Source organism: Microbacterium sp. NPDC056052 (genome assembly GCF_042266785.1).
In the GTDB taxonomy this organism is placed as follows: domain Bacteria; phylum Actinomycetota; class Actinomycetes; order Actinomycetales; family Microbacteriaceae; genus Microbacterium.
The window spans coordinates 234,862-246,523 of sequence record NZ_JBHJWV010000001.1 but is presented as its reverse complement, the minus strand read 5'-3'; the positions used below and the strand labels follow the sequence as shown (position 1 = coordinate 246,523).

8 protein-coding genes are annotated in these 11,662 nt (G+C 69.6%); 4 read left to right on the top strand and 4 right to left on the bottom strand.

Annotated elements, in window-relative coordinates:
- Positions 1-5: 5 nt before the first annotated feature.
- The 3 genes from ACFC1J_RS01145 (at position 6) to ACFC1J_RS01135 (ending at position 4,316) form a co-directional block, all read left to right on the top strand.
- Positions 6-482: an Lrp/AsnC family transcriptional regulator gene (locus ACFC1J_RS01145; RefSeq protein ID WP_375901728.1), complete on the top strand. Its 477-nt coding sequence runs from the start codon at positions 6-8 to the stop codon at positions 480-482.
- Between the two features lie 122 nt (positions 483-604).
- Positions 605-3,142 carry a bifunctional lysylphosphatidylglycerol flippase/synthetase MprF gene (locus ACFC1J_RS01140; protein ID WP_375901726.1) on the top strand — a complete coding sequence of 846 codons (2,538 nt, stop codon included), beginning with the start codon at positions 605-607 and terminating at the stop codon, positions 3,140-3,142.
- 250 nt (positions 3,143-3,392) lie between these two features.
- On the top strand, positions 3,393-4,316 hold the full coding sequence (locus ACFC1J_RS01135) for a peptidoglycan DD-metalloendopeptidase family protein (protein WP_375901724.1): 924 nt from the start codon (positions 3,393-3,395) through the stop codon (positions 4,314-4,316).
- 107 nt (positions 4,317-4,423) lie between these two features.
- On the opposite strand, the gene ACFC1J_RS01130 is transcribed toward ACFC1J_RS01135, so the two are convergent.
- The 3 genes from ACFC1J_RS01130 to ACFC1J_RS01120 all read right to left on the bottom strand — a co-directional run bounded on the left by ACFC1J_RS01130 (position 4,424) and on the right by ACFC1J_RS01120 (position 8,114).
- Positions 4,424-6,787 (bottom strand): ComEC/Rec2 family competence protein, encoded by a 2,364-nt coding sequence (locus ACFC1J_RS01130; protein ID WP_375901722.1) that lies wholly within the window; start codon positions 6,785-6,787, stop codon positions 4,424-4,426.
- Complete coding sequence (locus ACFC1J_RS01125) at positions 6,784-7,446, bottom strand: ComEA family DNA-binding protein (protein ID WP_375901721.1); 663 nt, start codon at positions 7,444-7,446, stop codon at positions 6,784-6,786. Before ACFC1J_RS01125 ends, ACFC1J_RS01130 begins: the two co-directional genes overlap by 4 nt.
- 209 nt (positions 7,447-7,655) lie before the next feature.
- On the bottom strand, positions 7,656-8,114 hold the full coding sequence (locus ACFC1J_RS01120; protein ID WP_375901720.1) for a hypothetical protein: 459 nt from the start codon (positions 8,112-8,114) through the stop codon (positions 7,656-7,658).
- Between the two features lie 1,126 nt (positions 8,115-9,240).
- On the opposite strand from ACFC1J_RS01120, the gene ACFC1J_RS01115 reads away from it, so the two are divergent.
- Positions 9,241-9,843, top strand: a complete 603-nt coding sequence (locus tag ACFC1J_RS01115; protein WP_375901718.1) for an HD domain-containing protein — start codon at positions 9,241-9,243, stop codon at positions 9,841-9,843.
- A gap of 47 nt (positions 9,844-9,890) precedes the next feature.
- On the opposite strand, the gene ACFC1J_RS01110 is transcribed toward ACFC1J_RS01115, so the two are convergent.
- Positions 9,891-11,633, bottom strand: a complete 1,743-nt coding sequence (locus tag ACFC1J_RS01110) for a GDSL-type esterase/lipase family protein (protein WP_375902693.1) — start codon at positions 11,631-11,633, stop codon at positions 9,891-9,893.
- Positions 11,634-11,662: the final 29 nt, after the last annotated feature.

Below are 11,662 nucleotides of genomic sequence, written 5' to 3'. Positions count from 1 at the left end.
GGATCTTGATCGCAGCACAGCATGGGGTCGACGCGCTCGACCTGCGCATCCTCATGGCGCTCTCCGCGCAGCCCGACGTCCCGGTCAAGCAGCTCGCCGCGGCGCTGGGGATCCCCGCCTCGACGTGCGCGTTCCGGCTCCGCTCCCTCCGCTCGCGCGGAGTGATCCAGGGGCTGCGGCTGCAGCTCGATCCTGCCGCGCTCGGCCGCCCCGTGCAGGCCGTGATCCGCGTGCGGCTGGGCAACCACAGCAAGACCGGCGTGGAAGCGCTGTTCGATGCGCTCGAGGCGACGGAGGGCGTGCTGCAGGTCTTCCACATCGCGGGCGCCGACGACTTCCTCGTGCATGTCGCCGTCGCCGACGCCGCGGCTCTCCGCGACATCGTCCTCGAGCGCATCACGGTGCACGATGTGGTTCGGGCCACAGAGACGCAGCTCGTGTTCGAGCGGCGTGACGGCGCGGGCGTCGCCGCCCCACGCTGACGGGCCGGCGGAAGGCATGGCGACTGTACAACACCGCCGAGGTTCGGCACTCTGAAGGTGTGGTGCCGCACCACCGCACGGATCCGGAGCGAACCGTGCGCTCATCGCAGAGAGAGCCGCGCATGACCGCCTCCGACAACGCCCCTGCCGGCGCCGTCCCCCCGGCGCCGGCACCGGGTGATACGCCGCGCTGGATCCGCGCGGTGCTGACGTATCTGCTCCGCAATCCGTTCAGCGCGATGCTCGCCGTGGTCGTGTTGGCCGCGGGCTTCGTCACCGGGACGTTCCTCGGTCGATTCCCGCAGGAGTTCGCCGCGTCCGTGAGCACGACGATCGAAGACGGCGACTGGTGGACCCCGCTCACCGCGTTGCTGTTCGGGGACTCGGTGATCGGCGGCGTGCTCGCGATCGCCCTCATCCTCACCGCCGGCGCGTATGCGGAGCGCAAGCTCGGCAGCGTCCGCGCCGCGTGGACCTTCTTCCTGACCGGAATACTCGCGATGGTCATCGGCCTGAGCGCGCAGGGGCTGCTCGTCTCCTGGGGTTCGCAATGGGGCCTGCTCGCGAGCTACGACGCGGTGGCGGATCCGACGATCGGCACGGTCGGCATGCTGATGGCGGCGAGCTCGATGGCCCCCGCGCTGTGGCAGCGCCGCATCCGCGTCATCGGCTTCACCCTGCTGGTGATGTTCGCGCTCTACGCCGCGGACAGCGACAGCGTGTTCCGGCTCATCTCCGGCGTGCTCGGCCTGCTGCTCGGCCTCCTCCTGGCGCGCGGCACGGTGCGGGCGACGTGGCACCGCAGCTCTCATCGCGAGGTGCGCACCCTGGTCGCGGCGATCGTAGCCGCGACCGGACTCGGGCCGTTCATCGTGCTCATCTCCGGTGCCTGGTACGCACCCCTCGGGCTCGTGGTCTCGGGCTTCTCCCCGATCGAGGCGGAGTCGATGCCCGCGACCTGCGTGCAGGACTTCACCGCCGACTGCGTGCGGCAGGCCGACGCGATCCTGAACTCGGGTCCGGGCCCGTTCCTGGTGAGCCTCGTCCCACTGGTGCTCACTCTTCTCGCCGCCTGGGGGCTTCGCACCGGCCGCCGGGCCGCGTGGATCATGGCGCTGGTGGTCAACGCCGTGATCGCCCTGCTGACCGCCGTGTCGGTCGGCATCAACGATCTGCTCGACGACAAGATCCGCGGCGCCCTGCTCATCGAGGACGGGATCGCGATGATCCTGGCCGTGCTCGTACCGATCGGCGTGATCGCCCTGCTGCTGTTCACCCGGCGGCACTTCCGGGTCGCCGCGCCGCGGGCCGCCGTGCGGCGCTTCACGCTCACCGTCGTCGGCGCGTTCGTCGTCTTCGCCGGGATCTACCTGGTCATCGGGCTGATCGACGGCGACAACTACCTGGACGGTCAGCCGTCCCTCGGCGAACTGCTGGCCGACCTGGTGCGACCGTTCGTCTCCAGCGGCCTGCTGCCCGCCATCGCGGATGCGGGGATCCCGGTCGACGGCGCCGCCCTGTTCGTCTACCAGTGGGTCGGCGTGCCGTTCTGGATCGTGTTCATCTTCGCGGCCGTGCGGCTGTTCCGCGCCACCCAGGTCGACCGGCATGTGATCGAGGAGGCCCGCTTCCGTGCGCTTCTGCGTGAGGGCGGCGGTGGCACCCTCGGGTTCATGGGCACCTGGGCCGGCAACAGCTACTGGTTCACGGCGGACGGCGAGGGGGCGGTCGCCTACCGCGTCATCCGCAAGGTCGCCCTGACGATGTCGGATCCGGTCTGCGCCGAAGGCCGAGAGCAGGAGACCATCGAGGCGTTCATCGCCTACTGCGAGGCCCAGGGCTGGTCGGCCTGCTTCTACAGCTTCCACGAGCGCTTCCTACCGGTCTTCCAGTCCTTCGGATGGCAGCACATGTCCGTGGGCGAGGAGACCGTGATCGATCTGGCCGGGTTCGAGCTGACGGGCAAGGCGTGGCAGAAGGTGCGTCAGCCCCTGAATCGCGGCGAACGCGAGGGCATCACCACGCTCTGGTCGACGTGGCATGACCTGCCGACCCGCTACTCGAGGGAGATCACCGCGGTCAGCGAGGAGTGGGTCGCGAACAAGAAGCTCCCCGAAATGGGCTTCACGCTCGGCGGGATGGAGGAGCTGAAGGATCCGGATGTCGGGATCTTCCTCGCGATCAACAAGGACGACAAGATCGAGGCCACGACCAGCTGGCTGCCGAGCTGGACCGACGGCAGGATCACCGGCTGGACCATCGACTTCATGCGCCGCGGCGACGGATCCATGCCCGGCATCATGGAGTTCGTCATCGCCTCCGCGGCCCTGCGCATGAAGGAGCAGGGCGTCCAGGTGCTCAGCCTGTCGGGCGCGCCGCTCGCGACCAAGCCCGGCGAAGAGCCCGCGGAACCGGGGATCATGGACCGCCTGCTCGGCTGGCTCGGAGAGATGCTGGAACCGGCCTACGGGTTCACCTCGCTGTTCCGGTTCAAGAGCAAGTTCAACCCGCGCTACGAGACCATCTACATGGCCTACGCAGACCCCGCCCAGCTCGCGAACATCGGCATGGCCATCGGCAGCGCCTACCTGCCCGAGACGACGCCGAAGGAGTACCTGGCGCTCGTGCAGACCATCACCAACCGCGGGAGCGACCGCTGAGGACCTGCGGATCGCGCCACGCCGGGACCGCGTTTCGCGGCCAATGTATGGAACTCTCAGGAACGATCCGTATTATTACGGAGTTGTAACACCACTCCGTTCCCCCGATGACGGAGAAGTCACACCCTCTCCGCTGCCCGAGGAGCACATCATCAGTTCGCGAGCCCCCGAAACCGCGCACACCTCTGCCCGCACGTCAGAATCCCCGTCCGCGACCGCCGGCACCGCCGCACCCCGTTCGCGACGGGAGATGAGGGAACAGGCCGCCGCACAGTCGTCCGCCTCCGCGCAGCCCTCGGTTCCCGCCGCCTTCTCGCGCACCCCCGCAGAGCCTGCCACCTCGTCGCTGTTCTCCCCCACGACCGCTCAGACGCGCATCCCCGCGCCTCCGCAGGCCTCACGGCCGGCGACCCGCTCCGCAGCCCCCGAGCAGCTGCCTGCGCACGTCGTCCCGGCCGGCAAGCGCCCCCGGCGTGGAGGCAAGAACCTCACCCGCAGTACGGGCGCCGCCCTCGCGATCTCCGCACTCGTGGTCGGCACGGCGCTTCCCGCCCTCGGGATGGCGCGCGCGAGCGACGCCAAGCCCGCGACCAGTGCGGCAGCAGACATCCGCGCCCAGTCGTTCACCGCCGCCAACGGCGTGCTCCCCGACGTCCAGGTGCACGGCACCTTCACCGCCACCACGCCCTCCGAGCTCAGCGCGATGCAGGCCGCGACGGCCGCCGCCGAGCGCTCCGGCGTCGCCTCGATCGCCAAGCCCGGCCAGGTCATCTACCCGATGGCAGCGGGCTCGTACACGCTGACGGATGGTTTCGGCGCCGCGCGCACCGGCCGCAGCCACATGGGCCAGGATTTCGCCGCGCCCATCGGCACCCCGATCTACGCGGCCGCCGACGGCTGCGTCACCCTCTCCTCGGAGAGCTACCAGGGCTACGGCGTCACGGTCGAGATCGCCCACACGGCGCTCAGCGGCAGCAACGCCGTCTCGACGCTGTACGGGCACATGACCTACGGCAGCCGCGCGGTCCAGGCCGGTGAATGCGTCACCGCCGGTCAGTACATCGGCCGGGTCGGCGACACCGGCTGGACGGTCGGCTCCTGTCTGCACTTCGAGGTGCACATCAACGACAGCGCCATCGACCCGCTCGCCTGGCTCGAGTCCAACGTCTTCTGATCCGACGTCGGATCACGACGAGGCCCCGGCTCCGGCGGGGGCCTCGTCGCGTTTCCGGCCCCCGGTCCGTGGTGGGGATGCGGATCCGTACCGCCGCTGATCGCCGATCATGGCGGACGACCCGTCCGACCGTCCGCCGGAGAGGCGCGCTCAGCCCAGACGCGCAATCCCGTCTTCCCCTGCGACACCAGGATCATGCCGCGCTGATCCGTGCGCAAGATCGTCGCGCGCAGCGCCCTCAGCATCTCCAGCGTCGGAGCGCGCGGGTGTCCGTAGTCGTTCCCGGCGCCCACGGAGATCAGGGCGAGCGCAGGGTGCAAGTCCGTGTAGAGCTGCGGATCCTGATCGGCGCTGCCGTGATGGGCGACCTTGACGACGCTCTCATCGTGCGGACGCGCGAGCCGTCGGAGCGCGCCCTGCGCAGTGGCTGAGAGGTCCGCCAGGAACAGGCTCCGCGGAACGCCTCCGCCCTCGACCTGCAGGATCACACCCGTGTCGTTCCCCGGCGGGAACGCCTTCTCGCCACGGCGGGGCCAGAGCACGCGCCAGTCCGCTTCTCCCAAGCGCCCCGCCATCCCCGCCGCCGCTGGGATGACGTCCGCTCCCCCGGCTTCGAGCCGATCGAGCCGGCTCTGATGCGCAGGAGTGTCCACTGGCCCGTGCAGCACGACGTCGGACCGCCCGACGACCACGTCGGAGCCCCCGGCATGGTCCCGGTCGAAATGGGTCAGCACCAGCAAGTCGATCCGCGCGATCCTCAGCCCGTCGAGGCAGCGCCGCAGCGGCTCCGGCTCCGGCCCGGTGTCGATGAGCATCGTGCGGCCGGCCGAGCGCACCAATGCAGCGTCGCCCTGCCCGACGTCGCACTGGGCGATCGCCCAGTCCGCCGGGCGCTGCAGGAGCGCGACCGGACCGGCGACGATGCCCCAGCCCGCCCCCGCGCCGACCACGACCGCGAGAACCCCGCCGACGATGACGCGCCAGGGAGCGCGAAGCGGGTGGCGCGGCGCGATCGCCCAGAACACTGCAGCGCTGAGCGCCGCCACCACGAGCGTTGTGCCGATGCCGGCCGGCGCCTCGATCGTAGCCATCGGCAGCGCCGAGGTCGTCACCGCGGTCTGCGCGATCCACGCCGACGGAAGCCAGGCTGCGGCCGCGAACAGGTCGGCGAGCGGCGGGAGCGGCATGGCGAGGCAGGCGAGCAGACCGAGCACGGTCGCGATCGGCGACGCTGGTGCGGCCAGCAGGTTCGCCAGCACGGAGATCAGGGACTGCTGTGCGGCGAACAACGCGATGATCGGGCCGCAGGCGAGTTGTGCCGACAACGGCACCGCGATCGCGAGGGCGACAGGCCGCGGCAGCCGGCGCGCGAGCCCCCGCGCCAGTGGCGGCGCGAGCACGATGAGACCGGCTGTGGCCGCGGCCGACAGCGCGAACCCGGGAGTGGCCGCGAGATGCGGATCGACGAGCAGGATCACCGTGACCGCGAGCAGCAGGACCGAGAGACCCGCCCGCGGGCGCCCGAGCAGCAACGCGGTCAGGGCGACTCCGACCATGGCTGCCGCCCTGATGACGCTGGGCTGCGGCGTGACCAGCACCACGAACCCGGCGAGAGCCACCACCGCGACGGCGATGCGGAGCACCCTGCCGCCGCCGCACAGAGCCACGATCCCAAACGCCGCCGCGGCCACGAGCGCGAGGTTACTGCCGGACACGGCGGTCAGATGCGAGAGTCCGCTGGCCTTCATCGCGGCATCGAGTTCGTCGCTCACGGCTCGCACATCGCCGACCGCGAGCCCAGGAAGAAGCTCTGACCCGGGTTCGGGCAGACGTCCGGCGCGCTCGATGAACGCCGCACGCACGTCGCCGGCGAGCCGCTCGACCGGGCCGCCGCGCGACAGCTGCACCGCCGCCCCGTTCGAGAACAGCACGAGGGCCGCCCGCTCTCCCGGATCCGTGCGTTTCGCCTGCGCCATGAATCGCAGCACCGTTCCTGGGCCCAGGGTGGCGGATCCGGCGTCGGGCGGGATCCCAATGCGCACCGGCACCCGCAGCGGAGCGGGCTGATCCCCCGGACCGAGCCGGAACGCATCTGCATCGGCCCAGAGCCGGCCGTCGGCGCCGAGTGAGGGAAGCGACCGCACGCTCACCTCGGCGGTCACCACGTGCCCTGCCAGCGAGGCGGCCTGTACTCGGGCGGGTGTCGCGGCCGCCGCAGCACCGGCGATCGCCGCGGCGACGGTCAGGCAGACGATCGAGAGAGGCCCGGCGCGGGCGACCGCGGTGCGGATCCGTAATCGGCACACGATGAGCAGGATCCCGACCCCCGCCACCGAGAAAGCGATCACCGTCACGGCCGCCCAGGGCAGGAACGAGACCAGGAGCGAGACCGTCCACGCGGTGGCAGCGACAGGCACCATGCGCACGTCGCGCAGCCGTCCTCGCGGAGCCCGCGGATCCGGCGCGGTCATACCCGCACCAGGTCGCGGATCCCCGCCAGCATCTTCTCGCCGATGCCGGAGACGCCGAGGAGGTCGTCCACACTCGTGAAGCGCCCGTTGGCGGTGCGCCAGTCGATGATGCGCTGGGCGAGCGCGGGGCCGATCCGGGGCAACTGGTCGAGGGCGGCGACGTCGGCCGTGTTGAGGTCGACGAGTCCGCCCGCCGCTCCCCCGCCCGCCGCACCGGATCCTCCCGCCGCCGCGCCCGATGCAGCGCCTGCCGCGCCTGCCGCGCCGATCGCCGGCACCAGGATCTGCTCTCCGTCGGCGACCGTGCGGGCGAGGTTCACCGCGGCCAGGTCGGCTGTCGGCAGCGTGCCTCCGGCCGCCGCCAGCGCCTCGGCGACCCTCGCGCCGTCATCGAGCACGTAGAGGCCCGGCTTCGACACCTCCCCGAGCACGTGGGCGTAGACCGCACCCGCGGAGACAGCGGTGCCGCTCGCGCGCGGCGATGGCGACACCGTGATCTCCTCCGGCACCGTCGCCCGGCCGAGCAGGCCGATGCCCACCGTGACCGAGACCGCCACGAGCCCGACCACCACGGCCGCGCCGAGTCCCAGGCGAAACCGCCGTGGTGCGCGCACCACGAGCGTCGGGCCTGCCTCCTCCGTCTCCGCTTGCTCACTCACACGCCGACGCTATGCGCGCGCGATCGCCACCGGAGACGACTTCACGCAACAGGTGCGGATCCCGCGCAATACGGGCGCTGTGGAGGACGAGTACGACGCTCCGCCAGCGTTTCGAAGGACGCAAGACGGGCGGCGTAGGAGGAACTCGGATCCTCAACGGAGACCATCGATCGAGCACGCCCATGCCTGTTCACGTACAGAGGGCTGATCTACCCAGCGAAGGCCGCCTGCAGCGCGCCGAGATCGGTTTCGGAAAACGCTGCCGCGGGAAGGACCACGACGAACGAGCCGCCTCTGCGCTTCAAAACAACAGTGCCGCCCACGATTAGCACTCCGGCCAGCAACGCGAAGGAAGTCTCGCCGCGGCTCAGCGCCGTCCACGTGCGCAGCACGTCGCCGTCGACCTCTGCCACCACGCGCGAGCCCACCGGATACTGCGCCCACACGACGCGAGAAGCGGACCTCCGCGTGATCACGACGAAAACGACGATCAACAGGATCGACCCGACCAAAGCCAGGATCAGCGGCTGCCAGGTGGCCGACGAGAACATCAGCCCGGTCCACACCCGCAGGAGCGGTCCGAGAACGAGAACCACCAGCGCGGACGGGCGGCTGAGCACGAATCGCGCGATGTCGTCCACATGCCGTTTGATCTCGGCATCGTCCATGACGACACCGCCAATGCTCGGTTCAGTAATCACTGATCCCCCCAAGGATCAGGAGCAAGGTTGCTCGCTTACTCTTCAAAGCCGCTAACTCTACGGTTCCGGCCTCTCCACCGAGGCATTGCCGACAGCGCCTATCCAGCACCAGCACGGTGTGTTTCCCCGGAGCCGCACCGCTGCCACCTCATACTTACCAGTTACGCTAGGCGCAAATCTGATATTGCGGGCCATGATTCGGGGAGATTTTCGTACCAAGTTTGTTCAAGCCCGATAAGCCGCCCCGCCTTCACCCAGACGAGCACCTCGCCCGATAGCTTGCCCGCTCGATAGACAAGAAACCTACCAGGGATAGGGCCGTCTGGCAGATCGATGATGGGAGCCGGCGCGGGTACGTTAACGTCAATCATTGTGCTGGAGTACTTCTCAACGATTGCCAAGTTGGCCTGTACTTCAAGGCTCTTTGACGCGTCGCCTAACTGTGAGCTTACATACGCAACGAGAGCCACAATATCGTGATCCAGGTGCCTTGCGCTATTTTCGGAATTCATGGGATAAATGCGGTTCCAATCCGAGGCACTCCGTCGATAACTGCTCCCCTAATTGTAACAGCATGTCCGCCGATGGAACGAATGACTTCGAATGCCCCATCGGCAGGGAGATTCTTTCCCAAGCTGCGCACCATTTGTTCAAGAAGTGCTTCACGGCCACCAAACGCGTATGTCAGTGAGTCAAAATTGTGCTTGGATGCGAATATGTGGTCAAGCTTATCTGGCCTCAGCGCATCTTGAAGCGTCTTCTGTTCCACCGAGCTGAGGCCTCCACCGACCTTGCTCTCCGCCGGTCGAACCGCCGAAGCTATGAGACGCCTGGCAGTTTCACCGCTGAACATAGGGGGCGCGACGGAAGGCGACCAAGCCGAATCGGCATATTTCCGCCTTGGTGCAAAAAAATCTCCAAGGTCGATCAAGAGTCGATAACACCGCGTAATGGATCAGCCGTTTTCGACTCTGATCTGCTGACCAGATCCGGCTCACCATTCCGTCGCACCAGCCGCACAGGCCTGCGGCACGGAGCCGCCGCCGCACCGAGCGTTACGCTGGCCTCATCCCACGATCGACCCGGAGCCGCCATGCGCCTGCACGATTTCTTCCCACCCGACACCGCTGCGGCCCGCGGGGCCCACGAGCTCGTCATCCGGTTCCAGTCCGCCGCCCTGGTCAATCACGTGCTGCGCAGCTGGCTGTGGGCGGAGGCCTTCGCGATCGTGGAGGGACACCGCGGGATCGACCATGAACTGCTCTACACCGGAGCCGTGCTGCATGACATCGGGCTCGCGCCGGCGTATGACAACCACGTGCTCGGCTACGAGGAGGCGGGCGGCTTCGTGGGCGAAGCGCTGACGGCAGGGGCCGGATGGTCCGTGGAGCGGCAGCGCCGCGTCAACGAGATCATCGTGCGGCACAACTGGCCGTCAGTGGATCCCGCGCAAGACGTCGAGGGATACCTGCTCGAGACGTCGACCGGTCTCGACATCTCCGGACGCCGGGATGAGGAGATCCCCCTGGAGTTCCGTCGCGAGGTGCTGGCGGCGTACCCCCGGCTCGGCCTCGCCGCCGAGTTCGGCGACTGCGTGCAGCAGCAGGCGGAGCGCAAGCCGTACAGCCAGGCGCGCCGTCTCGTCGAGGGCGGAATCGTCGGCAAGCTCGCGGACAACCCCCTCGAGCGGATCTGACCGGATCCGGATTTCCGCCCGCGGCGCGCCCCGCGGAGAAAGCCGGATCAGCGGCCGAGCACCGCGCGCAGCGCGTCGGCGTAGTGCGGAGCGATCTTGTCGTGCCCCGCGGGTGCCAGGTGCACGTTGTCGGCCTGCGGTGCGGCGTAGTCGCTGACCCACCCCGCGACCGAGATCGCGTGCACGCCGAGTTGCCGCGCCCGCTCGGTCACCGCCGCGTCCATCGCCCGGCGAGCAGCGTGAGCGGCATCGCTGCGACTCATCACGCCGTCCACCACGATCGCGGCATTCGGGTAGGCCTGACGCAGCATCCCGATCAGCTGCTCCTCGGCGGCCGTCACGTCAGAGGCAGCGCGTTTCTGCGCCGCGTCATTGCCTCCGAGGGTGACGATCACGACGCCAGGATCCCCCTCCGGAAGAAGCAGACTGTTGCGCGACGCGCTCTCGGTGAAGCCGGTCCCCAGCCCGCTGATCGGCGCGAGATATCCCGACCCGCCGTACCCGAACTCCACGATGTTCGAGAACCCCGCGCCCCGCGCGCCCTGCTCGATCCAGGAGTTGCCGCTGCACTGCGAATCGCACAGGAGCACGGCCGTCGAAGCGTCGACAGGCGTCGACGGCACGGTGAGCAGGCGCCCCTCGCGCAGCACGGTCTGCGCCTTCTCCCAGTCCTGGTGCACCCCGCGCTCGTCGGTCCGCGAGTCCTTCGTCGGCCACCCGAACCGGGCAGGATCCGCCACCCAGATCGCGAAGTTCGCGGCGTCGAGGCGGAACACCCCCGCCCCCTCGTGCCACAGCAGCGCACCCCCGGCGAACGCCTGATAGCGTCCCCCCGCGACGTCGACCTTCTCCCCCGTCGGCAGCCCCAGCTCGCCCTCGGGACCGCCCAGCTCGTCGTAGCGCTCCTGGATGACGCCGGCAGTGGTGGCGCGGATCGCCCCGTCCGTGTCGGAGCGGTACAGCACACCGCCCTGGAAGGGCTGCATCGAGCCGTTCTCGAGCCGCGACGCCTCCGCCGTGGGCAAGCCGAGCGAGCCGTCCGCTCCGCCGCGGTCATGGTAAGCGGCGAGGAACGGCGCCTGCACCGACGCGGCTCCGGTGTCACCGGACCACCACACCTCGCCCCCGTCGAACTGCTGCACGAGACGATCGCCGACCGCGCGCTGCGTGCCCTTCGGGTATCCGAGCGGCCCGTACGCCCCTCCGGCGCGACGGTGGGCGGCCGCGATATCCGAGATCGTGGGCACGGGCGCGCCATCGCGCAGGTAGATCACGCCGTTGACGAACTCCTGCATCGGCATGCCGCGCCTGTCCTTGTGCTCGGGGCCCTTCGGGAACCCGAGGCCGCGGCGCTCTTCCGCGAAGCGCAGCCAGGACTGCCAGAAGACTCCGCGCACGAGCGCCGCGACGTCGTCCTCGTTCGCGAAGATGCCCGCGCGCTGGAACGCCTGCCATGGCCGGTCGGCGGGTCCGCTCTGCTCCGCGATCGGCAGGCCCAGAGCCGCCACGCCACCGAGCTCGTCGAACGTCTCGCCGACCGCGCCGCCGCGCACGATGTGCGCGTCGCCCTTGACTGCGGCGTAGATGGTGCCCCCGCGGTAGTCCTGCCGGCACACCCCCTGCGCGCACGTCTCACGATTCCACGCGGCACCCAGCTCATCGCTGTGCGTGTGCCAGAGCACGCCGATCGCGCTGGTGTCGCTGATGGGGCGCGGCAGCTGCCAGACCAGCAGCAGCCCCCCGCCCGCGACCAGCGCGATGATCACCGCCGTGCCGAGCACGCGCCTCATCACCCGGAGGGCGCGCGCTCCTTTCCCCC